Origin of the sequence: Micromonospora sp. WMMD1120 (assembly GCF_029626235.1) — a bacterium.
Lineage (GTDB): Bacteria > Actinomycetota > Actinomycetes > Mycobacteriales > Micromonosporaceae > Micromonospora.
Genome location: NZ_JARUBO010000005.1, coordinates 6,107,924 through 6,130,661, shown reverse-complemented (window position 1 = coordinate 6,130,661; position 22,738 = coordinate 6,107,924). Strand labels below are relative to the sequence as shown.

Annotated in this window: 16 protein-coding genes; 11 read left to right on the top strand and 5 right to left on the bottom strand. The window is 73.2% G+C overall.

Annotated elements, in window-relative coordinates:
* Window positions 1–102: 102 nt before the first annotated feature.
* The 8 genes from O7634_RS28235 (at window position 103) to O7634_RS28200 (ending at window position 11,860) form a co-directional block, all read left to right on the top strand.
* Window positions 103–2,241, top strand: a complete 2,139-nt coding sequence (locus O7634_RS28235) for a TOMM precursor leader peptide-binding protein (RefSeq protein ID WP_278153164.1) — start codon at window positions 103–105, stop codon at window positions 2,239–2,241.
* Between the two features lie 54 nt (window positions 2,242–2,295).
* The gene (locus O7634_RS28230) at window positions 2,296–2,478 is read left to right on the top strand and encodes a hypothetical protein (RefSeq protein WP_278153163.1); all 183 of its coding nucleotides are present in this window, start codon (window positions 2,296–2,298) and stop codon (window positions 2,476–2,478) included.
* Between the two features lie 349 nt (window positions 2,479–2,827).
* Window positions 2,828–3,013, top strand: a complete 186-nt coding sequence (locus tag O7634_RS28225) for a thiazolylpeptide-type bacteriocin (RefSeq protein ID WP_089021435.1) — start codon at window positions 2,828–2,830, stop codon at window positions 3,011–3,013.
* A gap of 92 nt (window positions 3,014–3,105) precedes the next feature.
* Window positions 3,106–5,061, top strand: coding sequence for a TOMM precursor leader peptide-binding protein (locus tag O7634_RS28220; protein ID WP_278153162.1), 1,956 nt, complete (start codon window positions 3,106–3,108; stop codon window positions 5,059–5,061).
* Window positions 5,062–5,072: 11 nt separating this feature from the next.
* On the top strand, window positions 5,073–6,749 hold the full coding sequence (locus tag O7634_RS28215; RefSeq protein ID WP_278153161.1) for a nitroreductase family protein: 1,677 nt from the start codon (window positions 5,073–5,075) through the stop codon (window positions 6,747–6,749).
* A 29-nt stretch (window positions 6,750–6,778) separates the two neighbouring features.
* Window positions 6,779–9,532 carry a lantibiotic dehydratase gene (locus tag O7634_RS28210; protein ID WP_278153160.1) on the top strand — a complete coding sequence of 918 codons (2,754 nt, stop codon included), beginning with the start codon at window positions 6,779–6,781 and terminating at the stop codon, window positions 9,530–9,532.
* Window positions 9,525–10,571 carry a thiopeptide-type bacteriocin biosynthesis protein gene (locus O7634_RS28205; protein ID WP_278153159.1) on the top strand — a complete coding sequence of 349 codons (1,047 nt, stop codon included), beginning with the start codon at window positions 9,525–9,527 and terminating at the stop codon, window positions 10,569–10,571. The genes O7634_RS28210 and O7634_RS28205 overlap by 8 nt, the downstream gene beginning before the upstream one ends.
* Complete coding sequence (locus O7634_RS28200; protein WP_278153158.1) at window positions 10,568–11,860, top strand: M50 family metallopeptidase; 1,293 nt, start codon at window positions 10,568–10,570, stop codon at window positions 11,858–11,860. The genes O7634_RS28205 and O7634_RS28200 overlap by 4 nt, the downstream gene beginning before the upstream one ends.
* A gap of 38 nt (window positions 11,861–11,898) precedes the next feature.
* Here the strand turns inward: O7634_RS28200 and O7634_RS28195 are convergent, their stop codons facing one another.
* The 4 genes from O7634_RS28195 to O7634_RS28180 form a co-directional block, all read right to left on the bottom strand.
* Window positions 11,899–13,233: a PHB depolymerase family esterase gene (locus O7634_RS28195; RefSeq protein WP_278153157.1), complete on the bottom strand. Its 1,335-nt coding sequence runs from the start codon at window positions 13,231–13,233 to the stop codon at window positions 11,899–11,901.
* Between the two features lie 126 nt (window positions 13,234–13,359).
* Window positions 13,360–15,714 carry a VWD domain-containing protein gene (locus O7634_RS28190; RefSeq protein WP_278153156.1) on the bottom strand — a complete coding sequence of 785 codons (2,355 nt, stop codon included), beginning with the start codon at window positions 15,712–15,714 and terminating at the stop codon, window positions 13,360–13,362.
* On the bottom strand, window positions 15,711–16,310 hold the full coding sequence (locus tag O7634_RS28185) for a hypothetical protein (protein ID WP_278153155.1): 600 nt from the start codon (window positions 16,308–16,310) through the stop codon (window positions 15,711–15,713). The genes O7634_RS28190 and O7634_RS28185 overlap by 4 nt, the downstream gene beginning before the upstream one ends.
* Before the next feature lie 147 nt (window positions 16,311–16,457).
* On the bottom strand, window positions 16,458–17,432 hold the full coding sequence (locus O7634_RS28180; RefSeq protein WP_278153154.1) for a hypothetical protein: 975 nt from the start codon (window positions 17,430–17,432) through the stop codon (window positions 16,458–16,460).
* A gap of 693 nt (window positions 17,433–18,125) precedes the next feature.
* Between O7634_RS28180 and O7634_RS28175 the strand changes: the two genes are divergently transcribed.
* A complete protein-coding gene (locus O7634_RS28175; protein ID WP_278153153.1) occupies window positions 18,126–18,926 on the top strand; it encodes a helix-turn-helix transcriptional regulator in 801 nt (266 codons plus the stop codon).
* On the top strand, window positions 18,917–19,108 hold the full coding sequence (locus O7634_RS28170; protein WP_278153152.1) for a DUF397 domain-containing protein: 192 nt from the start codon (window positions 18,917–18,919) through the stop codon (window positions 19,106–19,108). Before O7634_RS28175 ends, O7634_RS28170 begins: the two co-directional genes overlap by 10 nt.
* A 229-nt stretch (window positions 19,109–19,337) precedes the next feature.
* On the opposite strand, the gene O7634_RS28165 is transcribed toward O7634_RS28170, so the two are convergent.
* Window positions 19,338–22,142, bottom strand: a complete 2,805-nt coding sequence (locus O7634_RS28165; protein ID WP_278153151.1) for a M14 family zinc carboxypeptidase — start codon at window positions 22,140–22,142, stop codon at window positions 19,338–19,340.
* Window positions 22,143–22,306: 164 nt separating this feature from the next.
* Here O7634_RS28165 and O7634_RS28160 point away from each other — a divergent pair, with 164 nt between their 5' ends.
* Window positions 22,307–22,690, top strand: coding sequence for a hypothetical protein (locus tag O7634_RS28160; RefSeq protein WP_278153150.1), 384 nt, complete (start codon window positions 22,307–22,309; stop codon window positions 22,688–22,690).
* The last annotated feature ends 48 nt before the right edge of the window (window positions 22,691–22,738 follow it).

Sequence of the window (22,738 nt, the reverse complement as noted above, 5' to 3'; positions counted from 1 at the left end):
CGACCACTTCCTGACACGCAACAATATGTTGACGATCGTATTGGCCTTGGGCAGCATGTAGACACTTTCGAGTCGATGATGATCGCTGGCATAGGAGCCCGGATGAGCGTGTCGCACGATGCGGCGGAGACCCTGGAAGTGCGACCCAAGCTGCGCCACGACGTCGTCTTCCTGGATGCGCCCGCCGGCGCCTATCTCCGCGGTCCGGACACCGCCTTCCTGATCAAGGGGCGGTCCGCGTTCCGCTGGCTGACCACGGTCGGTCCGTACCTCACCGGGGAGCACACCCTCGCGCAGATCACCGCCACGCTGGACCAGGGGCAGCGGCAGACGGTGCTCACGCTGGTCCGCGCGCTGCTGGCCCGTGGCTTCGCGAAGGACGCCGGCGAGCGGACGCTGTTGGCCGAGCCGGTGGCCCGCCGGTTCGCCGCGCAGATCGAGTTCATCGACCACTTCACCGACGACCCGACCGGCAGGTTTCTGCGTTTCCACACCGCCCGGGTGGCGCTGGCCGGTGGGGGAGAGACGCTGGTCGCCGCGGCCCGCGGTCTGTTGCGCAACGGGTGCCTGCACCTCGACCTGCACCCGGACGACGATCCCGCGTTCGACGCCGAGGCGGTGCGGGCCGAGGCGGCGGCGCTGCGCGCGGACGGCCTGGCGGCCGAGGTCCGCGTCCACGACGGGCCGATCGGGACGACCGACGTCGACGCGGTGGTGTGCTGCGCCGACCGGAGCGGCCTGCCCCGACTGGCCGAGTTGGCCCGCGCCTGTCACCGGGACGGCCCGCTGCTGGTGCCGGTGCTCGTCGACGACGAGCAGGCGGTCGTCGGCCCGACGGTCGCGCCGGGGCAGACGCCCTGCTGGCTCTGCGCGCACCTGCGGCTCACCGCCGGCGCTCCGGCCGACGACGCCGCGACCTTCTGGCGGCACCTCGCCGTCGGCGCCGACGTCGACGTGCCCGCGCCGCTGCCGGAGGTGACCGCGCGGATGCTCGGCAACGCCGCCGCGTTCGAGCTGTTCCGGGTGCTCACCGGCGCGCTGCCGGCGGACACGGCGAACGGCGTGCTGCTGCTGCGCCGATCCACACTGGAATCCACCCGGGAGGCGGTGCTGCCGCACCCGGCCTGCCCGGTCTGCCGGGACGTGGACGTCGCCGGGCCGGACCAGCCCGGCGGCTCGGACGACGAGACCTACCAGCGGGCCCAGTCGCTGGTGTCGCCGAACGCCGGGGTGTTCACCCGGTTCGTGGACGACCCGCTGGAGCAGGCGCCGCTGAAGACCGCCCGGCTACGACTGCCCGGACGCCGTGGACCCCGCGAGGTGACAGCGTTCGACGTGCACACGGTGTTGAGCGCGCGGCTGGCCGCGTACCGGACGGCGGTCCGCGACCACGCCGCCCGCTACGCCGACCCGCACGCCGGCCTGCTCGCCACCGCCGAGCAACTGCGCGAGCGCGGCGAGCATCCGGTGCCGTGGACCGAGCTGCACACCGCCAGCGCGGCGGTGGACGACGACCCGCGCCGGCCGCTGCGCTGGCTGCCGGCGACGGTGTTGGGCGACACCGCGACGGTGTGGGTGCCCGCGGCGCTGGCGCTGCCCACCTCCGGCGCGAACGGCGCTGGCCTCGCCGAGCGGACGACCGCCGGAGCGGTGGCGGCCGACAGCCTCGACGGTGTGATCGACCAGGGGCTCGCCGACGCCCTGGCGTACCACGCGCTGACCACGGCGCTGCGTGGCGGCGTCGCGCCCAGCGTGGTCACCGAGGAGGAGTTGGTGGCCGACGACGACACCGCCTTCGTGGTGAAGGCGGCCCACCGCTTCGGCCGCCAGCTCGCCGTCTACGCCCTTCCCGGCGCCGCGCCGGCGCACGCCGCGCTCGCCGTCGCCGACACGCCGGCCGGTCGCGACTGGCGGCTCGCCGGCGGCTTCGACGCCGTCGCCGCCCGGCTCGCCGCGGTACGCGACCTGGTCGGCCGGCTTCAGGTGCGGCACTTCGAGGGGACCGACGCGGACCTCGGGGACCCGCTGCTCGCCGACGTCGACCCGGCGACCCTCACCGGGCGCGCCACCACCACGGGCGCGACCGCCGCCGGCACCGACCGGGCCGCGGTGCTGGCCGCGCTCGCCGCGCGGTCGACCAGCGCGTTGCTGGTCGAGACCACGACCCGCGACGTACGCGCCAACGGGGCGTTCCGCAGCGGCGTGGTGCTGCTGCGCCACCACGGCCGGACGGCCGACTGAAACCACCACAACCAGTGGTCCGGACGAGGCACGCACCCGGAAGGAGGTGGATACATGCCGATCACGCTCAACGACGAACTCCGTGAGCTGGAGACCGAGACCTTCGAGATCGAGGAGGTGGCGGACGGCGGCGAGGCGCTCGCCGCCAGCAGCTCCAGCTGCTCCTGTTCGAGCTGCTGCAGCTGTAGCACGTCGAGCTGCTGCAGCACCAGCACCAGCACCTCCAGCTGCGGCTGACCGGGGTGAGCGGGGGCCTGACCCCGACCGCCGACACGAACCAGTCACCCCGGTGGGACGTCGCATCCGAACGCACCAACCGCCGCCGGCCCACACCCGGCGAGTAGCCCCTGCGTGCCTCCGCCGGCTCCATCGTGGTGGTGCGGACGCAGACCCACCCACGACTGGCGCTGTCCACGGCACGAGGAGAGGCCCGTGACCCGACCCCTGGTAGCCGCCGCTCTGCCCGAATCGGTCCGCGGCGAGCTGCGCGGCCCTGCCCACTACCAGCTGACCCTCGACACCACCCGACCGCTCCGGACGGCCGGACGGCGTCGAGGCCCGCGCATGCCCGAGGGGAGGTAGAGGAATGCCGGATCTGACTGAGGAACTCCGCGCGTTGGAGACGGAGACGTTCGAGATCGAGGACGTCGACGCGATCGACGCGATGGTCATGGACTGGTCCAGCTCCAGCTGTTCCTGCTCCAGCTGCTGCAGTTGCAGCACGTCCAGCTGCTGCAGCAGCAGCACGAGCACCGGATGCGGCGGCGGATAGCCGCCGCGAGGTGTGTCCCCGCCGGCGAGCCACGTCGGCGGGGAACCCCGGTCCCGACTTCCGCAGGCAGCGACCGCAGACAGGTGAACCGCATGATCGTCGACGTACGGACCACTTCCACCGGGTGGGACAGCAGTCTCAAGCAGCTCGGCGAGGCGTTCCACGAACGGCTCCAGGAGCGGGCCGGCCCGGACGGGCCACCGCCCGCCGGGATCACCGTCCGCATCGCCGCGCTGGGCCTCACCGACGCGTACGCCGACAGCGGCGCGGACCGCACCGGTGACGTGGTGCCGATCTGGCTGCACGGCGCGGTCGCGCTGGTCGGCCCCCGGTGGACCGGGGCCAGCGAACCGGGGCGACTGCCCGGCCCCTGTCCGCTCTGCGTACAGCGTCGCTGGCAGGCGATCCGGCTCCGGGAGGAGCGGCACGCCCTGGAGCACGCCGCGCCGGTCGGGGTGGTGGCGCCGCTGCCGCACCTGACCCCGTTCGCCGTCGACGCGCTGTGGCACCTGTTCCGGCGGGCCTGCCGCGCCGGCGCCACCCGCCCCGGCGTCGCCGAGCTGTACCAACTGCGGATGGACACCCTGGAGACCACTGTGGTGCATGCGCTGGCCGACTCGGAGTGCCCGGCCTGTGCCACCACCGGTCCGGACACCGCCGAGACGGCGGTGCCCGCGCTGACCAGTCGACCGAAACCCCACCCGACGTCCTACCGGCTGCGGGCGGCCGACGCCCTCGACCTGCCGGTCGGCGCGCTGGCCAACCCCGTGGTCGGCGCGTTGGGCGGCAACGCGCTGCGCGCGTACAATGCGACGGCGACCGCGCCGGTGACCGGTTACTTCCGGGTCCGCAGCCGCTACGACCTGCACGAGATGTGGTGGAGCGGGCACGCCAACAGCTACGGCGGCAGCGAGACGTACGCGCTGCTGGAGGGCCTGGAACGCTACGCCGGCCAGTTCCCACGCAGCCGGCGGACCGAGGTGTTCGACAGCTACGCCAACCTCGCCCCGGCGGCGCTGGACCCGTCCGGCCTGGGCTACCACCCGGCGTTCTACCAGGGGCACGGGCACTACTACGCGCAGTACGCCCCGGACGAGCCGATGCACTGGGTGTGGGGGTGGTCGTTGCGCGACGGGGAACCCCGCCTCGTCCCCGAACAGCTCGTCTACTACCTGGATCGCCGCACCGACCAGCGCAAGTTCGTCCAGGAGTGCTCCAACGGCTGCGCCAGCGGCAGTTGCCCGGAGGAGGCGTTGCTGCACGGCATGCTCGAACTCGTGGAGCGGGACGCGTTCCTGCTCGCCTGGTACGGCAAGGCACGGCTGGCCGAGATCGACCCCGCGACCTGCCGCGACGAGCGGGTGCACTTCATGCTCGACCGCGTCGACCTGCTCGGCTACGACGTGCGGCTCTTCGACACCCGCGCGGACCTGCCCGTCCCGGTGGTCACGGCGGTGGCTGTCAAGCGCGGCGACGGGCTCGGGCAGCTCTGCTTCGCCGCCGGGGCCAGCCTCGACCCGGACGACGCGGTCCGCGCGGCGCTGTGCGAGACGGCCTCGTACGTGCCCGGTTTCGACGAGCGGGTGGCCGCCAGTGAACCCGAGCTGCGCGAGATGATCCGCGACTACACCCGGGTCACCGAGCTGAGCCACCACGCGCTGCTCTACGGGCTGCCGGAGATGGCGCGGCACGCGGCCTTCCTGTTCGACGACCCGCCGCTGCGGTCCATGTCCGAGCTGTACGGCGACTGGCTCGCCGTCCGGCCCGAGAACGACGACCTGCGCGCCGACATGACGTACCTCGCGAATCTGATCGCCGACCTCGGCGGCGACGTGGTGGCGGTCGACCAGACCTGCCCCGAGCAGCAGGTCGTCGGGGTGCACACGATGGCGGTCGTGGCGCCGGCCCTGGTCCCGATCGACTTCGGCTGGCAGCGGCAACGGGTGCTCTGGAGCGAACGCCTGGACCGGTTCGTGGCCCGTGGCCGGCACGGCCCGGACGGGCTCGGCGCCACCGGCCGCAACACCCACCCCCATCCCTTCCCGTAGGAGTCGGCGTCATGCAGCAGGAGGCCATCGAGGTCGTCCGGGAGTACACCGAGGCGGTGTTCCGCCGGGCCCGGACCCCCATGGAACCGCTCAACTACGAGGTGGACTGGGCCGACCAGCCGTCCCGGCACAAGAGCTACCCCGACGCGCACCGGCTGCCGCTGCCGGTGGCGCTGCCCGAGCTGCCGACCCTGGCCGACCTGCACACCGGCGTGCGGCTGCCGCCGGAGACCGGCTGGTCGCTGGCCCGGCTGGCCGCGCTGCTGCGCCTGTCGTACGGGGTGCTGGATCGGCGGCTGGCGGTCAACTGGAACCAGGACGTCGCCAAGCGGGCGCACTTCGAGCACGCGGTGTGGGGCCGGGGCACGGCGTCCGGTGGCGGGATGTACCCGGTGGAGCTGTACCTGGTGGCGGGGGCCGACGCGCCGATGCTGCCGGGCGTCTACCACTACCACACCGGCGCGCACGTGCTGGAACGGCTGCTCGTCGGTGACGTCACCGGCGGCGTCCGCGCCGCCCTCGACACCGCCGGCAGCGCCACGGGCGGCAGCGACACCGCCGGCAGCGCCACGGGCGGCAGCGACACGGGCGGCAGCGACACCGCCGGCCCCGAAACCGGCGGCAGCTACCTGCTGGCCAGCATCCGGTTCTGGAAGAACTCGTTCAAGTACAACAGCTTCTGCTATCACGTCGTCACCCAGGATCTCGGCGCGCTGCTCGGCTCCTGGGACCTGCTGGCGCCGGCGCTCGGCGTACCCCTGCGGCGGTTGCTCTGCTTCGACCCGGCCCCGCTGGACCGGCTGCTCGACCTCGACGGCGACGCGGAGAGCGTCTTCGCTGTCGTACCCGTGGACTTCGGTGCTGGCGCGGCCCGCCCGGCGGCGGTGCCCGCCGACGTGCGGGCCCGGCATCCCGCCTTCGAGCGGTCCCGGCGGGTCCGGGAGTTCCCGGCGGTCACCGCCGTGCACCGGGCGGCGGCGGCCCGCACCGCGCCCGCCCCGGACACCGTCGGCGACGCCGCGCCCCGCGACCTGCCCGGGGAACCGGTCGCCCTGCCCGCCGTGCGGCTCGACCGGCTCGCGCGTCCCCTGTCGACGGTGTTCGCCGCGCGGTCCAGCAGCTTCGGCCGCTTCCGTCGCCCGCCCGAGCTGACCGTCGCCGACCTCGGCACGACCCTCGCCGTCGCCGCGGCCGGCCGTCGCTACCCGGCGGACGTGAAACGGCCCGGCGGGGGGCCCGAGCTGACCCGGCTGTGGGTCTTCGCCAACCACGTGGACGGGCTGCCGGCGGGCGGCTACGCGTACTGCGAGCGGCGGCACGCGGTGCTGCCGGCCGGTCCGGAGCCGGACGGCGGGATGGCCGCGTTCCTGCAACAGCAGTACTTCCTGACCAACTACACGATGGGTCAGGTCGGCGCGGTGCTGGCCATCTCCGGACGCCCCGACGCGGTCCTCGACGTGTTCGGGCCGCGCGGCTACCGGATCCTCAACGCCGAGGTCGGCACCGTCGCGCAGCGGGCCTACTGCGCGGCCGCCGCGCAGGACCTCGGCTGCGGAGCGGTCCTCGGCTTCGACAACGTCGCCATGAACACCGCCCTCGGCCTGGACGGCACCGACGAGCGGACGGTGCTCTTCCTCCTGCTCGGCCGGCACCCGCGGGCCGGCGCCGACGTGACGTACCGGCTGTGACCGCCCCGACGAAGACGAAGGAGAGACCCGTGACGGTGTCCCTGCCCGCCCGACCGGCGACCCCGATCTCCTGGCGGATGCCCGGGGTGTTCATGCTGCGTACCGCCGGGCTGCCGATCGAGGCCGCCGACCGGCTCGCCTTCGACGACAGCGCCGCCTGGGCCCGCCGGGTGCTGGACCTGGAGGACCGCCTGCGCGGCACCGGGCGGGACCTGGCCGACGCGTTGCAGGCAGCGGTGGGCCGCAACCTCACCGACGACGCGCTGCGCCAGCGGCTCATCCGGCTGCGCCGGGACGTCTTCAACCTCCGGGCCCCCCGCCCGTCCGAACCGGCCGCCTGGCCGGTCGCCGCGCTGGGCACTGACACCCACCGGGAGCTGACCGGTTGGCTGGAGACCCTCGCCGCGTACCGGGCGGAGCTGGCCGCCGGGCCGGCGGTGTTCGACGGCGAGCTGGAGAGCCGGCGGGCCGTGCTCCGGGCCCTCGCCGACGACCCCGACCTGCGCGGCGGCATCCTGCTCGCCTCGCCGTCGCTGGACTCCTACCTCGCCGGCTACGTCACCGGCACCGGGCCGCTGGGCAAGCGGGCCCGCCGCATCGAGCGGTCCCTGCTGGAGTACGCCTACCGCACCGCCACCAAGACCAGCCCGTTCAGTCGGCTCACCACCGTCACCGTCGGCACCTTCGACACCGGCCCCGGCGAGCTGCTGTCGGTCGGCGACAGCGCCGCCGGGGCGACGCGCGGCAGCGCCCGGCTCAACCTCGCCGCGCTGGGCCGGCTGTCGGCGATCGTCCTCGCCGACGAGACGCTGCGCGCCGACCTGCCGGTGACGCTGACCACCGGCTGGCGCATCGCCCACGGCCGGCTGCGCTACCTGCGCCGCCGCCGGACCAGCTCGGAGGACGGCGAGGCCGCCATCACCCTGGAGTCGATCCACGAGTCGCTGTTCGTGCTGCCCACCGGCCGGGTGCTGCACGACATCCTGGCCGCGCTCGACGGCGGTCGGGTACGCCGGCTGGCCGACCTGGTCACCGAGCTGAGCGCCGACGAGCGGCCGGCCGACGACATCGCCCAGTACCTGCACCACCTGCTGCGCGTCGGCCTGCTGGTGGTGCCGAACCTGCAACTGGACATCCACGCCGACGACCCGGTCGAGGGCTACCGGGCCGCGCTGCGCGGGATCGGGCGGGACTGGTCCGACCGGCTCGCCGAGCGGGTGGGCCGGGCCAACCGGCTGGCCACCGGTTACCCGGGACGGGACGTCCCGGGCCGCCGCCAGGCCCTGGCCGGCATCCGTGCCGAACTCGTCGCCGCCCACGCCGACCTCGGCCGCCCGGACGTCCCGGCTCCGCGCACCCTGCTCTACGAGGACGCCACCCGGCAGGCCGCGACCCCGGTCACCGCCGACCGGGCCCGGTGGCAGCGGGAGATCCTGCCCGGCCTGCGGGCGCTCGCCCAGATCATGCCGGTGTTCGACATCAACCTGCCGCGCCGGCTGGCCACCAAGGGCTTCTTCCGGGCCCGCTACGGCGACGGTGGACGCTGCGACGACCTGCTCACCTTCGCCCACGAGTTCCAGCAGGACTTCTTCGAGCACTACAGCGGCCGGATGCTGCGCCGCCGCCCGTTCGACGAGGACAACCGCTACGTCCGGCAGGAGAACTGGTTCCGGCAGGACGAGATCACCGCCCTCGACGACGCCCGGCTGGAGGTGGCCCGGCGGATGAACGAGGCGTACGACAGGCTGCCCGCCGACGCCGACGAACTGGTGCTCGACGACTCCTTCATGACCGACGTCGCCGCCCTGGTGCCCGACACGCTCGGCACGCTCGACCCCCGGTCGTTCTTCCTCCAACTCGCCGACCAGGGCGACCGGCACCGGGTGGTGGTCAACCGGGTCTACTCCGGCATGACCCTGCTCTTCTCCCGCTTCGCGCACCTCTTCGCCGAACAGGACCTCGCCGGGACGCTGCGCGCCGAACTGGAGCGCCTCCAGCCGCCCGGCGCGGTGCTGGCCGAGCTCAAGGGCGGCTACGACGCCACGAACCTCAACCTGCACCCCGCCGTCACCCCGTACGAGCTGGTGTGCCCGGGGGAGATCAGCCACCGGCCGGCGGCGGAGCAGATCGACATGGACGACCTCAGCGTCGAGCACGACAGCGTCGGTGACCGGCTGCTGCTGCGCTCGCGGCGGCTCGACGCCGAGGTCATCCCGGTCTATCTGGGGTTCCTGCTGCCGATGGCCCTGCCCGAGGTGCAGCAGGTGCTGCTCACCTTCGCCTACCTCGGCATGGCCCAACCCGACCTGTGGGCCGGCACGACGGTGCCGCTGCCCGGCCGGGGGATCGCCGGCTATCCCCGCATCGTGCACCGCGACCTGGTGCTGCAACGGCGGATGTGGAAGCTGCACCCCGACCACCTGCCGACCCGCCCTCCCGGGCAGAGTGACGCGCAGTGGTTCCTCACCTGGCAGCGGTGGCGGCGCGACAACGGGCTGCCGCGACGCGTCTTCGCCACCCCGGAGGGCGCCCGGCTCGCCCCGGAGGGCGGGGACGCCGCCGCCGGGAGCCGGCCGGACCACAAGCCGCTCTACGTGGACTTCGACAGTCACTTCTCGCTGCACCTGCTCGACACCATGGCGCGCGGCGCGGGCAGTCGACTCGTGCTCACCGAGATGCTGCCGGGCCGCGACGAGCAGGTGGCACGCGGCGCCGCCGGCACGTACGTCACCGAGCTGACAGTCGAACTCAACGGTGTCCGAGACGGAGCGAACGATGACTGACCACCCCTCGCCGGTCGACCACGGCTGGCTCAGCGTGCACGTCTTCTACGCCAGCAACGCCAACCCGATGCTCGTCGAGGGCGTCCGGCCCCTCGTCGACGAGCTGCGCGCCGAGGGCCTGATCAGCGGGTACTTCTTCATCAAGTACTGGATGGAGGGCCCACACGTACGCCTGCGGGTGCTGCCCGCCCCCGGCGTCGACCCGGCGGTGGTCCGGGCCCGGGTGGACGCGGCCGTCGCGGGGTTCCTGGCCCGCCGACCGGCCCTCTACGAGGTGGACAGCGCCGGCCTCGGCGACCTGTACAAGCAGATGTACCTCGCCGAGTACGGCCAGCGGCGGTGGGACGAGGAGTACGGCCCGGACGGCAGCATGCCGCTGCGCGCGAACAACAGCTTCCACCACATCCCGTACGAGCGGGAGTACGGCCGCTACGGCGGCCCGGCCGGGATCGACCTCGCCGAGTGGCACTTCGAGCACTCCAGCGACGTTGTGCTGGACCTGCTGGCCACCACGAACGTGCACGTGCGGCCGGTGCTGCTCGGGCTCTCCGCCCAGCTCACCATGATGATGTGCGCCGTTTTCCTAAACGACGACGAGCGGATCGCCGGGTTCCTCGACGAGTACCGCAGGTTCTGGGAGGTCTCCTACTCCGAGCCCAGCGACGACTACCACGCGAGCTTCGACACCAGCTACCGCAGGATGGACGCGGCGCTGCGCGGCCGGCTCGCCGACATCCGCGTCGCGGCCCGCGACCGCTCGACCGCCCGGCTCAGCGGTGTCGAGGGACGCTGGTTGACGCACTGCGCCGCGCTGCGCGAGCGGGCGGTGGCCCTCGCCCGCTCCGGTGAGCTGGTCTTCCAACGCGGCGACGCCGAGCCGACGCCGGTCGTGGACCTCGACGCCGCGCTGCCCATCCTGCTCAGCTCGTACGTGCACATGACCAACAACCGGCTCGGGGTGAGCATCCTGGACGAGATCTACCTGTCGTACCTGCTGCGGGCCGCGCTGCTCGACGCGACACCGGCCGGTACGCGATGACCACGGTCGACGCGACCTGGACCCGCCCCCGCCTGCGTGACGGGGTGGCGCTCGGCCCGGGGCAGTGGCGGGGCGAGAAGCTCGTGCACCACGTGCGGGACGCCGAGACCGGCTGGTTCTACCGGGTCGGCCCACGGGAGCACTTCCTGCTCTCCCGGATGGACGGCACCCGCACCGTCGACGACATCGCCGCCGAGTACGCCGTCACCTACCAGCGGCGGCTCGGGCCGGAGAACTGGCAGCAGCTCTTCGGCATGCTGCACCGGCGGCAACTGCTCGACGGCGCCACCGACCCGGAGACGATCGCCCGGTTGACCGCGACCGCCGCCGAGGGCGCGGCGAAGGCCCGGCGTGGGCCGCTGTCGGCCCGGTGGCCCCTCTTCGACCCGACCGCGCTCTTCACCCGGGTGCTGCCGTGGCTCGGTCCGCTGTTCAGCTGGTGGTTCCTGGCGCCGGCCCTGCTGGCCGTGCTCGCCGTGACCGGGTACGTGGTGGCGACCCTGCCGGATCTGGTGGCCGGCGTCGGCGGCGGGCACCGCCCGCTCGCGGCGATCCTGGCCGCGGTGGTGATCACCTGGCTGATCGTCTTCCTGCACGAGTGCGCGCACGGGCTGACCTGTCGGCACTTCGGGGGCCGGGTCAGCGAGATCGGTGTGATGTGGCGGTTTCCGCTGATCGCGCCGTACTGCAAGGTCGACGACATCGTGCTGTTCAGTCCCCGGCGGCGGGTCGCCACCGCGTTCGCCGGCGTCTTCGTCAGCATGCTGGCGCTGGTGCCGTTCGCCGCGCTCCGGGTCTGGGGCGGGCCGGGCGCGCTGTACGACCTGTCCGGGACGATGCTGCTGTTCGGCACCGCGACCGCCGCGCTCAACCTGGTGCCGTTCCTGCGGTTGGACGGCTACCACATGCTCTCTCACGCCCTCAACCTCGCCGACCTGCGGGCCGACACGTACCGGTTCTGGGGTCGGCTGCTGCGCGGCGGTCGGGGCGCGACCGCCGGCTACCGCCGTCGGGAACGACTGATCTACATCGGGTACGGCCTCGCGTCGGCGGTCTTCGCGGTGACCTGGCTGACCCTCGTGGTCCGGTTTTGGTACACGTCGCTGACCGGCTGGATCGGGTCCGGCTGGGCGGTCACCGTGCTGGTCGCCGAGGCGGTGGTGGTGCTGACGCTGGCCGGGTTCGTGCTCCGTCGCCGCCGCCGCGCCGCGACGGCGGCCGAGGACCACGCCGCGACGGCGGCCGACGGCGGGTCAGGGGCGCGGGCGCTGGACGACGCACGCCCCTGACCCCCCGGGCCGCGGCGGCGGCCCGGACGCTCACCGTCTCAGCCGCGGGTCCACTTCTGCGCGTTCGCGCCGGTGCAGCTCGCCAGCACCACTGGCGTGCCGTTGGCGGTGCCGGCGGCGTTCGGCGAGAGGCAGAGGCCGGACTGCACACCGGCGATCGTGCCGTCGGCGTTCAGGTTCCACTGCTGGTTGGCGCCACCGCCGCAGGTCCAGATGATCACCCGGGTGCCCGGCGCGGTGCCGTTGCCCTCGGCGTCCAGGCACTTGCTGCCGTACACCTGGAGCTGTTTGCCGCTGGTCGGCGTCCACTGCTGGTTGGTACCGCCGTTGCAGTCCCAGAGCGTCAACTGGACGCCGTTCGTCTGCGACCGGGACGGGACGTCCAGGCAGCGGCCGGCGGCGGCGTTGCGCAGCGGGGTCGCCGTGCCGCCGGGCGGCGGCGTGGTCGGGCCGGTGGTGTCGAAGCCGAGGAACCGGATCGCCTGCGCGGCGTCGAACGGGATCGAGTGGCCGTACCCCTGGAAGCTGATCGCCTCGACGGGCGCCGTGCCGCCGGTGCCGCCGTAGCGGGTGCGGGTGGCGCTGGCCTGCGGCGAGTCGGTGTAGCTCGGGGTCTGCGAGACGCCGAGGACGTTCGTCCACTGCTTGATCTGCTCGCCGAAGTTGACGTAGCTGAGCGTGGTGTCGGTGGTGCCGTGCCAGGTCTGCATCCGGGGACGCGTGCCGGTGTAGCCGGGGTAGGCGCTGCGGACCAGGTCACCCCACTGCTGCGGGGTCCTGACGATCCGCCCGCCGGAGCACTCGCTGTTCCACTCCGCGCCGTTGGTGGTGGCGAAGCAGCCGAACGGGACCCCGGACGAGCTGAACCCGGCGTGGAACAGGTCCGGGTAGAGGCCGAGCATGACGTTCGTCATCATCGCGCCGGAGGAGAACCCGCCCACGCCGATGCGGGCCGGGTCGACCGGGTAGCGGCTCCGGACGTAGTCGACCATGGACTTCAGCCCGATCGGGTCGCTGCCGCCGTCCCGCCGCAGCGCCTGCGGCGAAGAGACGTCCCAGCACCTGCTGCTGCGGGTCACCGACGGGTAGATCACGATGAAGCCGTAGCGGTCGGCGAGCTGGCTGAGCCCGAAGCTGGAGTGCACCGCAGGGCCACTGCCGGTGCAGTAGTGCAGCGCGAGCAGCAGCGCCGGCTGGGCCGCCACCCGGTCCGGCACGTACAGGTGCATCTGGAGGTTGGTGGGGTTGGCGCCGAAGCCGCTCACCGGGGTGAGCGTCGCGGCCGACGCCGGGGTGGCGGCCGTGACCACGGCCGCCGTCGTGGCCAGGGCGGTCGCCAACGCGGCGGCCCACACTGCGATTCTTCGTCTCATGGGACGGAACCTCTTGTCCTGAGTGGTGGAATCGGTGGCGCGCCTCGCATCGACTGTGAGCGATAACATTCCGTTCGTCAACCCGTAACGTGCGTACCTTCCTCTGGGTGGGACGGGGCGGTCCGCTCAGCCGGTCTGGCGGATGGTGACGGTGACCGACCCGGTCTCGTCCGCCCAGGTATCGAGCACCAACAGGTGCCCGCCGCCGCTGGGCAGCGGGCCCACCTCGAACCGGCCGACGCCGCCGATGACGCACCCACTGCCCAGCGTGTCACCGCCGGGGCCGCTGACGGTCAGGATTCCGCACCGGTCCGGGACGCTCGCTGAGGTCACCTCGACGGTGAGCCGCCTGCCGGCGTCGGCGGGGAAGCGCAGGCGGCTCACCGCGCCGGGGCGATCGACCGACAGCGTGGTCGCCCGCCCGTCGGCGACGGTGTCCCGTTGCTCGTCGCTGGCGTCGCGCAGCCGCACGTCGCCCCAGCCGGTGTCGTTCGCGGTGCCGTCGACCTCCAGGACGTACCGGCCGTCGACAGGCAGGACGAACCCGTCGACGAAGCCCTCCCCGCCGATCACACAGCCGCTCGCCACCGGCGTGCCGGCCGGGTCGACCAGCCGCAACAGGCCACACCGGTCCGGCAGGGTGGCCCCGGTGACCTGGAGGAACACCTTCCGACCGGCACGCCCGTCGAACGCCAGGCGGCTCACCGCCCCGGGCTGGGCGAGCGTCGCCCGAACCGCCGGCCCGTCCAGCGTGAGCGCCCGCTCCTCGTCGGTCACCGTGACGACCCGTACCGTCGCCCGGCCGACATCGGCGTCCCACGGGTCGAGCACCACCCGGTGGTCGCCGTCGGCCTCCAACGTCGTCGTGTCGATGAAGCCGACCCCGGCGATGACGCACCCGCTGGCCACCTGACGGCCCCGCGGGTCGCGCAGCAGCAGCACACCGCACCGGTCCGGCACGGTGGCGGCGGGCACCTCCACGAAGACCTTCTGGCCCACCCGACCGGGCACCGTCAGCTCGGCGGTGGCACCGGCCCGGGTCACCGCCAGGTCGACGTCACCGGCGGCGGGAGCGTCGCGCTGCGCCCGGGCGGCGTCCGCGGCGAACGCCACCTGCCCGGTCAGGCCGACGTCGAGCACACAACCGGCCAGCACCTCGGGGTCGGTGACACCGGCCCGCCGGCAGACGAGTTCGGCGGTGGCCCGGTTGGGCAGGTCCTCGACGGTGAGCGGCCGGTCCGGGAACCGCCGGTCGGTGAACGTGCCGGTGTCCTGCCCCGGTTCGTAGTCGAACAGCGACAGTCGCGCCTCGACCCGCCAACTGTCGGCGAAATCCGGATACAGCGCCTCGAAACCCGGCGGCTGCGACAGCCGCTTCCCGGCGCGGACGGTCAGGTCGTCGCCCGGGTCACCGTCGTGGTCACCGAGCAGCCCCTCCAGCGTGCCGGCCCGAGCGGTGGGCGCGCCGACGCTGACGCTCAGACCCCACACCCCGATCGGCGCGGCGGTCAGCTGCGTCCCGTCCGGCCAGTCGATCGTCACAGCGCCGTCGCCCCAGGTGGTGACGGCGCCGCCGCGCGGCAGCCGGAGCCCGTCCGGCGCGGACGCCGGCGGGGCCCCGTTCACCCGTACCGCCGGGCCGTCCGGCGTGACGTACACGCCGACCCGGTCACCGGCCACCCGCGCCGCGACGGCGGAGTTGACCGCCACCACCGAGCTGCTCGGGAACATCGTCTGTCGGGTCTGCACCTCGAAGTCGTCGCGCGTCGAACGGGTCAGCACGAACTCGCCGGCGGCCTGGAAGTCGTACCGCAACCCGTCGTAGGTGAGCAGGTGCGGATCGCCGTTGCTGTTTCCGCAGCGGTAACCCTTGCCGACCACCGAGACCGAACAACCGCCACCGCCGGGCCGTCGCGGCCGGGGCGGGTCGCAGTCCTTGCCGTTCGACGGCAGCTTCCCACCGCTGTACGTCGTGCGCTTCGGCAAACCCACCGCCGCCCGGTACGCGTTCTCCGCCACCGTCGCGTGCACCTCGGCCGGGTCCACCCCGCTCGCGTACTGGCCCCGCTGGGTGCAGAACTGGCCCCGGTCGACGTCGTCCGCCGCGTCGAGGGCGTGGTTCATCTCGTGGACCAGGGTGGCGCACCGGTCCTCGGTGAAGCCCGCGCCCTCCTCCGGCAACGACCGCCCGTGGTTGTCCGGCCACCAGTTGATCTGCACGTCGCTGCCCGGCACGTAGGTGGTGGTGCTGCTCTCCGTACCGAAGATGGGTTTGCGGACCTTGATGGTCTTGGCGTGTCTCTCCAACGCGTCCACCACCGCCCCGTTGCCGGAGTTGCGGATCGCCGTGACGCAGCCGGCGTACACCGACTGCAGGTCGCTGTTGACGCTCACCGTCGCGGACGCGGCCTGCGGCGCGAGCAGCACCAGCACCGCCGCCAGCACCAGAGGGAGCCGGAGGCCCCTGCGCTTCGTGATCATCCGCCGCGCACCTCGAACTCGACGTCGCCCTGCTCGACGGTCGCGGCACAGGCATCCGCCGGCACGCCCCGCAGCGGCGCCCGCAGATAGCCCAGCACCAGCCGGTACGCCCCCGGCTGGTCGACGGGCCACCAGGTCACCGTCGCGCCACCGCGCCCGTCCGGCGCGGAGGTGGTCAGCGCCGCCCCGACCGGGCTCTCCGGGTCGCTGCCCACCGTCAGCTCCACCGACCCGCGCGGCGGCACCCGCACCAGGTTCTCCGTCAGATAGGTGTTGACGTCCCGGTACCAGGCGGCGTCACCCACCGCGGGCGCCACCGCCGCGCCGTCCCGGGTCAGCGACAGGACCGTCAACGCCCCGTCCGGCACCCGACTCAGCCGGCACTCGGCGTCGCCGTTGTTCGTCAGCGTCATCCGGACGACGACCTGCTCACCCACCCGGTAGGACGGCTGCGCCGCACGCACGGTGAGACCGACGGCCGCCGCGCCGCCGGTGGGGGAGGGCGCCGGTCGGGACCGGCGACACCCGGCCACCGTGGCCAGCAGCAACACGCTGAGACAGCCGGCGAGCGCCGTCCGGCCACTGGGTACGTTCATCGACAGCGCGCCTCCTCCGGATCTGACCGTCGACGATCTCGGTCAGCCTGCGTCCTGGCGCGGCGTGGCCGCTGTCGTGATCCGGCCCGGCCGCTGTCCGCTAGCCGATACGTCGCACCGGTGACCGACCACGCCGCCCCCGACGCATCACCGGTGCGCCGGTCGGCGCACCACCGGAGCGGGGGTCCAGCCGGCGGCGACGAGGGCACGGCGGACGGTGTCGGCGACCTCCCCCGGGCGGGCACGCACCAGCCAGGCCGGAAACCGCAGGATCCGATCGCCGCTGGTCCAGACGTCGTTCTGTCGACGCATGTCGGCCGCCCACTGCCGGGCGTCCATGTGGTGCGCGCCGTCGATCTCCACCTGCACCCGCCACTCCCGCCAGTACGCGTCCAGCCAGCGGTTGCGGCCCGCCGCGTCAACCCGCCGCTGCTGAAGGTCAGGGGCGGGGAGCCGATGCCGTCGGCACAGCCGTACGAAATCGATCTCGGAGAGGGCCTCCGCGCCGCCCGCGATGTCGGCGACCGCCTGCGCGATGAGTCGCCGACGCGGTGCCCGCGGCAGGACGTCGAGCACCGCCCGCAACTCCCCGGGCAGCGCCCGACGCTGCTGACAACCCGCCGCCAGCACCCCCTGCGCCTCGTCGACGCCGGTTGCCCATCCCGCCGCGTCCACGAGGGCCCTGGCCGTCGTCGTGCGCGGTGGGCGGGCGAGCTGCCGGTGCGAGTCCGGTAACACCGACGTGCGATGCACCAGCACCGCGGGCATGTCGATCGGGAGGTTACGCAGGGTCGTCCGGGCGGCCCGGCGGCCGGCCGGCACCAGCACGTGCAACGGCTCACGCCGCAGCCCGCGTACCCCCGCCTCGGCCGCCGCGGTCACCCCGGCCAGCAGCGCACCCGGCCCGGTGGCCAGCACCGCCACCCACAGCTGCTGGTCGCGGGTGAGCCGGCCGTTGCCGGTCAGCAGCACGCCACGGCAGATCGACCGCCACCGACCCGAACGGACCCGGCCCCGCACCGTCCCCTCGCTGAGCAGCCCGGACACCTGCCTGGTGGTCAGAACGCCCGCCTGCTCGAAGGCGAGCCAGTCGAGCGCGTCGGCGTCATCCGCGGGAAGCATCCCGAAACCCTCTACCCTCGGCCGCCGAGACACCACCAGATCTTGGACAGTTCCCGCCGGCCCGCCCGCCGGCCCGCCCGCCCGCCGGCCCGCCCGCCGGCCCGCCCGCCGGCCCGCCGCCCGTCCCGCTGGCCCGGCTGCCCGCCGCCCGTCCCGCTGGCCCGGCTGCCCGCCGCCCGTCCCGCTGGCCCGGCTGCCCGCCGCCCGGTCCCGCCGGCCCGGCTGCCGGTTGGCCGCCGGCCTGGCCCGGCTGCCGGCTCGCTGCCCGTCCGGTCCGCCTGTTCGGTCCGCCCGCCCGGCCTGGCCTTCCGGCCTGGCCTTCCGGCTCGTCTGGCGGCTGGCCGCCGCCCGGCATGACTGCTTTGTCCCTCCGCAGCACCGTCCACTCCCCACTGCCGCGCGTGATCATGGATACCTATACGAGATCTTGGAGAGTTTCCGTTAACCGCTAACGGAAACTGTCCAAGATCTGCTCGGAATCGCCAGCGAGGGAGGGGGAGGGAGGTGGGGCTTGGGGGAGGCAGGGTGGGGGCGGGTTTTTGCGGACGGTTGCGGAATGCGATTCGGAATCCGTGCCGGTCGTGACGGTCTGTTGTGGAGATGGCTACGCTCGGGGGGTGTTCGCTCATTCGGCGGCACGATCGGCGTCGGGTGCCGGCGTCAGGAGTCGACTGTCCGGTGGGGAGCATTGGCATGGCCGATCTGCCGCATCCGCTGGCCGCGTTCATCGTGGGCGAGATCCGTCGCGCCCGAGGCGTGTCCGGGATGACCCAGGAGGCATTCGGTCGGGGCGCGGGTTTCAGCGCCTCGCACGTCAGCGCCGTGGAGAGCGAGGCGCGGGCGCTGACGATGGACTTCATCAAGGGCGCTGACCGGGCGTTCAAGAACGGCGGGCTGTTCGAGCGCATGGTCGGGAAGCTCGGCGCGCCGGCCTGGTTCCTGCCGTGGCTCGACGCCGAACGCACGGCGACGCAGCTCCGGTCCTGGCAGCCGTCCCTGGTTCCCGGTCTGCTCCAAACCGAGAGCTACGCCCGAGCCGTCATCCGCTGCAACGAGACACTGAGCGACGACGAGGTGGAGAAGCGGCTCGCCCACCGGATCGACCGGCAGGCGATCCTCACCAAGACGCCCGCCCCGCATGTCGTCGCCGTCATCGCCGAGGCGGTGCTGCGCCGCGCCGTCGCGGACTTTCGCGACGTCATGGCGGGCCAGATCAAGCAGTTGACCACCCTGGCGGAGCAATCGACCATCAGTGTCCACATACTTCCGGACGAGGTCAGCATGCACGTCGGCCTGACCGGGCCGTTCAGCCTGGCACGACTGCCCGACCACAAGTGGGTGGCGGAAATGGAGAACCAGCTCGGCGGCGTGGTCGTCGACCGCGACGACGACGTGGATACCCTGATGTCGCGGTGGGAGATGGTTCGTAGCGAGGCGCTGCCCCGCCGGCAGTCACTGGATCTGATGAGGGAAGTGGTGACGTCATGGACCTGACTGGCGCTGTCTGGCGCACGTCCACCCGTAGCGGCTCCGGGGGTGGCAACTGCGTCGAGGTCGCCGACAATCTGCCCGGCATCGTCGGCGTGCGTGACTCCAAGGACCCGGCCGGGCCGGCGCTGGTCTTCGCCCCGGCATCCTGGCGGGCGTTCGTCGCCAAGGTCGCCCGGCAGCCCTGACCGCCAAGAAGGCCGCGTCCGGCCCGTGCGCCGCGTCCGGCCCGTGCGCCGCGTCCGGCCCGTGCGCTGCGTCCGGCCCGTGCGCTGCGTCCGGCCCGTGCGCTGCGTCCGGCCCGTGCGCTGCGTCCGGCCCGTGCGCCGGCGCCCGGCCGGTTCGCGCGCCGACCAGCGACGCGACGAAGCGCCCGCCCCCGGTCAGGGGACGGGCGTTTCGCCGTGGCGGATGTCGTCAGGCCACCACCGACCGTAGCGGCACCTTGGCGGCGGTCAGCGCGCGTACCAGATCTCTCGCGAACGGGTGTTCGTCGGCCTGGAGTCCCCGCGGGTTCGGGATCACGACGTACCCCGAGGTGTTCTTCGTGGCGGTCCGGGCGTCGGTGGTGAAGCGTTCGACGATGGCCCGCGTGCGGGGCAGGTCGCCGGCGGCGACCTCGATGGTGATCGGCCGCCACCCGCCGCCCAGGTCCGCCGGGGTCGGCGTGGCGGCGGCGCGGGCGCGCGCCGCGTCCACGGCCGGCGTCCGCCGGGCCTGCGGGGTCGCGGTGCTCGGGTAGAGCAGCGTGTTGGCCACCAGGTGCAGACCACTTTCGTTGTACGCCCGGAACAGCGGATTGAACGCGAACAGCACCGCGCGACCGGCGCCGGTCGGCTCGTCCACGACGGCGGCCGTGCCCTTCAGTATGTCCGCGCCGACGGTGTAGCCGTTGGCCCAGAACGTGTCGTCCGTCGGGTAGCTGAGCACGTTCGTCCCGGTGCTGCTCGGGGTGAGGATCGGGTCGCTGTTGTTGAACTCGAAGTCCTCCGCCGGGCGACCCGACGCGACCGGGCTGGCGGTGTCGACGTCGACGCGCAGGTGCGAGCCGATCACCAGGTAGTCGTCCGGCTTGGTCTTCTCGGTGGTCGAGGTCAGCCCGGCGGCGCGGGCGAGCCGGGTGCCCTCGTTGCGCAACCCGAGGTAGGTGTTGCCCCTGGCGACCCAGTCGCGCAGGTTGGCCTGCCCGGTGGCGGTCAGACCGCCGGTCGCGCTGCTGCCGTCGGGAACCAGCAGGACGGTACGCCCGGTGAACGCCTCGGTGTTGTCGTTGATGTCGGCGGTGGTGACCGGCTTCAGGTCGAGCCCCCACCGCTTGCCGAGCACGTAGCGCGCCTCGCCGTGGGAGCCGGAGGTGGTGGAGATGCCGGTGCCCGAGAACAGCCCCACGTCGGGCACCGTGAGTCGGGTGCCGGTGGGCCGCCCACCGGGGGTGAGTGTGACCCCGAGCCGGCCGGCCAACGCGTCGACGGTGCGGTTGAAGCCTGTCGCCGGGAGCGCGACCCGGCTGGTGGTCAGGTCCCGGACGAGGGGGACGCCCCGGTCGAGCAGGGTGAAGGTGAACTCGGCGGCGGCGGCCGAGTCCAGCGGGTAGGTGTAGGAGCCCCACGGCCACGCCGGGCCGGTGCGACCACCGCTGATCTTGCGGACCAGGTCGGCGCTGGGCCGGACGTCGTCTCCGGTGTAGATGGCGGAGATGCCCATCAGCAGCGGGTTGCTCCAGGACGACACGTCGTAGAAGTACGGGAACGGCACGTACGGGTCCTCGCCCAGGACGGCCTGGATCCAGTGCTTCTGCGGCTGGTCCATCGGAATCCAGTACGCCCCCTTGGGCACCGTCACGTTCGTGGCGGCGCGCCCGCCGAAGACCCGCGCGGTGGGCACCCGGGTCGGCCTGCGCACCTCGTACACCTCGACGTCCATCCGGCGCAGCCGCTCGACGAGCTGGCGGACGTCGGCGAGCTGCCGGTCGGGCAGCAGGAAGTACGAGCGGATGGTGAGGTCCGGCACCGGGAACTGGACCTCGTTCGTGGGCTGCACCACCTCGTTCGGCTCCAACGTGCCCGCCCGGCCCTGGGCGAGCGCGTCGGTCCAGATGTCGAAGTAGCCGTCCAGCACCTCGCGCTTGTTGGCGGCGGCCCAGCCGAGCGTCGCCCACTGGGTGTGGTACTGCTGCTGGACCCGGTCGGCGACGGCCGAGGCGCTGCCCTTCTCGTACGTCATGCCGGCCGCGCCGAAGCCGGTGGTCGGCACCGTGTCGCCGTAGCCCATGAAGAACATGTCGTACGTGTCGTAGTTGAAGTAGCACTCGGTGGTGACGGTGTCGTCGCAGGCGCCGTTGAAGCCGAAACCGGCCTTGTTGGCCTCGCCGATCCGGTTGATCCAGTCCACCGCCTCGCCGGCGATCTCGTGGTGGATCGGGTCGGCGTTGGGCGGGAAGAAGTACTGCCGGCCGCCCATCTCGTGCGCGTCGACGAAGACCTGCGGCGGGTAGCGGCGCAGCAGTTCGAGCTTGCCGTCGGTCTCCTGCTGGGTGCGGGCGAACCAGTCCCGGTTCAGGTCGAAGCCGTACTCGTTCTGCCGCCGGGTCGCGTCGCGCCCGTCCGGGTTCTGGGTGGGCACGATGATGGTGACCAGGTTGTCGTTGCGTCGTGCGACATCGCAGGACAGGCCGGCGGCCAGCTCGTACAGCGTCTTGAGGGCCGCGTCGGCGCCGCTCTTCTCACCGCCGTGCACGTTCGCGGTGACCCAGACGATGGCCGGGCTGTCCCTCGCGGTACGCGCGGCAGTCCGGGCGCTGGTGCGGCGTGGGTCGCGCAGCGCCCGGACGTCGTCGGCGATGGCCCGTAGCGCCGCCGGCCGCACGTGCCGTTCGTTGGAGACCACCGCGTACGGCAGGGGCTGGCCGAGCACGCTGGTGGTCAGCACGCCGGTGACGACCCGGTCGGAGGCGGTGTCCACCGCCGAGAGGTAGGAGCGGATCTCGTCGTTGGTGACGACCCGCTCCTGCCCGACGCCGAGGGGGAAGCCGAGCGCGTTCTCCGGCGTGGGCACGCTGGCCAGCCGTGCGTTCGGGTCGTCGACGCAGCCGGGCGGACGGGCGGCGTTCGCGGCCGACGTGCCGCTGAGCAGGGGAGTCAGGCCGAGCAGGAGCGCTACCGTGGTGGCGCTCGCCAGCCGCTTCGTGGGTACGGTCCAGAACGGACGCGACGATCGGGCCATGGTTCTCGGGTTCCCTTCTCCGGGAAGGCCTCGCGGTGGCCGGAGCCTATGAACCGTGGTCAGCACGGTCAAGGTCTGATCGACATCGACGACTTCCTGGGATGCCGGCGCGGCGGTGGGCTGGCAGGATGAAGAGCGTTGTCGATGCCAGGAAGGTGGAGACGATGCCGGAGACGATCACGCTGTCGGTCCAACCCGATTCCTCCTCGGCCGACGCCCGGCGCTCGCTGGCGTCGTGGCTGCGCGCCGAGGACCGGTTGCGCGAGGGGGTGGTCAGCACATCCGCGGCACCGCCGGCCGGCGACGGTGCGTTCGGGTCGCCGGCGGGCGACGCCGACGCCGACGACGTGCTGCGGGTGACTGTCGACGACGCCGGGGCTGTCATGGTGCTGGTCCAGTCGGTCGCCGGCTGGTTGACCCACCGCCGCGAGGACGTGACGGTGCGGTTGCGCCGACCGGGCTGGTCGGCGGAGGTCGACGTACACCAGGCCCGGGACATGGACCAGGTGACGGCGCTGATCGACGCCGCGGTGCGCGAGGTCGCGTAGCGGGCCCGCCGCCAGCCGACTGTCGACCGGCGACGGGCCGTACGGTAC